Source organism: Acidiphilium sp. MT5 (assembly GCF_054767495.1).
The window spans coordinates 1-2,480 of record NZ_BAABMR010000034.1 but is presented as its reverse complement, the minus strand read 5'-3'; the positions used below and the strand labels follow the sequence as shown (position 1 = coordinate 2,480).

3 protein-coding genes are annotated in these 2,480 nt (G+C 60.4%); all 3 read right to left on the bottom strand.

Going from position 1 to position 2,480, the window contains the following annotated elements; translation table 11 throughout:
- Positions 1-27 precede the first annotated feature (27 nt).
- From tnpC to tnpA, 3 genes are read right to left on the bottom strand one after another with little or no spacing between them, the layout of a single operon-like run.
- Positions 28-1,575, bottom strand: coding sequence for an IS66 family transposase (tnpC, locus tag ACYUCQ_RS16155; protein WP_460255583.1), 1,548 nt, complete (start codon positions 1,573-1,575; stop codon positions 28-30).
- Between the two features lie 55 nt (positions 1,576-1,630).
- Entirely contained in the window at positions 1,631-2,002 is a 372-nt protein-coding gene (gene tnpB / locus ACYUCQ_RS16150) for an IS66 family insertion sequence element accessory protein TnpB (protein ID WP_460255582.1), read from the bottom strand.
- On the bottom strand, positions 1,999-2,382 hold the full coding sequence (gene tnpA / locus ACYUCQ_RS16145) for an IS66-like element accessory protein TnpA (RefSeq protein WP_460255581.1): 384 nt from the start codon (positions 2,380-2,382) through the stop codon (positions 1,999-2,001). The genes tnpB and tnpA overlap by 4 nt, the downstream gene beginning before the upstream one ends.
- Positions 2,383-2,480 lie beyond the last annotated feature (98 nt).

Sequence of the window (2,480 nt, the reverse complement as noted above, 5' to 3'; positions counted from 1 at the left end):
GGGACGCCCGGCGCGATTGTCGCTGGCTCATGCGGCCAGCGCGGTTTCGGTCTTCGATATTTTCCAGATCCAGGGCAACAATTCGTGCAAGGCATTCGCCTTGGTCGTGCCGGAGACAATGCGCTCAAGCACATCGACCAGATATGCATAGGGGTCGAGACCATTCAGACGCGCCGTGTTGATCAGCGATGCCAATATGGCCCAGGTCTCGCCACCGCCCGAAGACCCGGCGAACAGAGCGTTCTTTTTGGTCATCACAACCGGTCTGATCGTCCGTTCGACCACATTGGAATCGACCTCGACCCGGCCATCAGTTAGGAACACGCACAGCCCTTCCCAAAGACCGAGCGTGTATTTGATCGCCTTGGCCAACGGCGACTTCACCGAGATTTCGGTCAGACGATCCATCAGCCAGGGCTTGAGCGCCTCAATGAGCGGCAACGTTTCAGCTTGGCGAACCGCAACGCGGTTCTCGGCACTGGTGCCGCGGATACGAGCCTCGATTTCGTAGATCACACCGATACGGCGCAATGCTTCTGCCGCGATCGGGCAGCCAGTGGCCACGAATAGCTCAAAATATTTCCGCCGCGCATGCGCGAGACAATAAGCGAGAGTGACCACCCCTCCGGGACGGTGGTGCCGGGTCAGTCGGTTGTAACCGCCATAAGCATCCACCTGCAGCACACCGTTGAAGCCCGCGAGATGATCATCGACAGTGCTGCCCTTGCGATTGTCAGTGAATAGATAAACCACCGCCGGTGGTGCTGGCCCGAGCCATGGTCGGTCATCCATCGCGTAGGCCCAGAGACGCGCAATTCGCGTTCGCCGTCGGGTTCGATCCAGCACTGGCAGGGGCGTGTCGTCGCAGAACAACTTTGGCGTGGCCAGGATCGTGGCGGCGAGCGTCGCATGCAGCGGCTTGAGCCACCAGGCCAGCTTTGCCATCCAATGCACCAGTGTGGAGCGATCGAGGTGGATACCCTGACCCGCGAGCATCTCGACCTGACGGTTCAATGGCAGGTGCCAGGCAAACTTCATCGCCGCAACGTGGACCAGCAGTGCCGCGGTCGGCAGCCCACCATCAATCGGGCGCGGTCGGGCTTTGGCCTGCACCACCGCAGTTTCGCATACCCGGCAGCCATAGCGCGGCCGGTGGATCCGCTGAACCCGAAGAACAGCCGGCACCACGTCGAGTTGCTCGGTGACATCATCGCCGATCTTGTGAAGGACCCCTGCGCAACACGGGCAAGTCGTGGTGTCCGGTTCGATCGTCACGTCATAACGCGGCAGATGCGCCGGCAGGTTGCCGATATTGCGCCGACCCGGTCGGCTCGGCGCGCGGCTTTGCACTGTCGGCTTGGGTAAAGGTTTCGGTTCAGGCGGAGTTGCGCTGAGATCGTCAAGTGGCAGGCTGGGTTGATCCGGCATCTCTTGTTGGCGCTCGGATCGTGCGCCGAACAAAGCCCGCGAGAGGGTGGCGACCAGAGCCTTCAGCCGCTCCACTTCCGCCGTCAGATCGGCGATCCGCATCGCAGCGCTGGTCTGATCATGCGAGGAAATAGGCGTCTCCAGCATGTCTGCAGACTACCAGATCAGCGGCCCGTTTCGCCAGGAAAAAACAAGAAATTTTCTATATTTTTTCCGCGCTCACCGCCGCAACGAACGCAGTTCGCCTTGCCAATTCTGTCCAATCTAACCCCGTAAACAGCAGGCGTAATTCCGTCGCACTCAGACTGATCACGCCGTCTCGGACCGGTGGCCACGTAAAACCACCCGCTTCGAGCCGCTTGGCTATCAAGCATAGACCCGAACCATCCCACATCAGGATCTTGATCCGATCAGCCCGCTTCGACCGGAATATGAATATATCTCCCGTGTACGGATCAAACGTCAGCGTTTGTGTCACCAGAGATGCAAGCCCGTCCATGCCACGCCGAAAATCAACCGGCTGGGTCGCTACCATGATCCGCAACCCCGGTCGCGTCGGCAGGCCGAGGATCATAACGCTCGATCAAGCATGGTCAGCACGTGACGCAACGCTTGCAAGTCCACGCAACCCCGCACCCGCACCCGCGCCCGCCCCGCCTCAATCTCAATCGATCCCGCAGGATCACCTGCGCTCGCGCCCGGTGCCGGATCAACCGCAACCACATCGGGCATCATCGTTGGCCGTGATCCAGCAGGGTTCGTGGAAAGGCAGAGTGGCACAAAATGCGCCCCAGCCTTAGCCTCGCAACCCCCCAGAATCTGCTGACGCCATGCCCACAACAATCCACGCGTGATCTGATGCCGGCGTGCAACCGCCGTTACCTTCGCTCCAGCCACCAAGCTCTCAGCAACAATCGCCGCCTTCTCAGCGTCCGTCCAAGATCGACGACGCATCCGCCCCGTGATCAGCTCAATCCGGCGATCAGGACCATTGAGCTGCTGCCGGTTTCGTGGACACCGAGATAAGGTGTTTAACGCGACAGGAGAGCAAA

Coding starts and splice junctions, on each gene's coding strand:
- tnpC (WP_460255583.1), bottom strand. CDS start 1,575: ATGCTGGAGACGCCTATTTCCTCGCATGATCAGACCAGCGCTGCGATG.
- tnpB (WP_460255582.1), bottom strand. CDS start 2,002: ATGATCCTCGGCCTGCCGACGCGACCGGGGTTGCGGATCATGGTAGCG.
- tnpA (WP_460255581.1), bottom strand. CDS start 2,382: ATGCGTCGTCGATCTTGGACGGACGCTGAGAAGGCGGCGATTGTTGCT.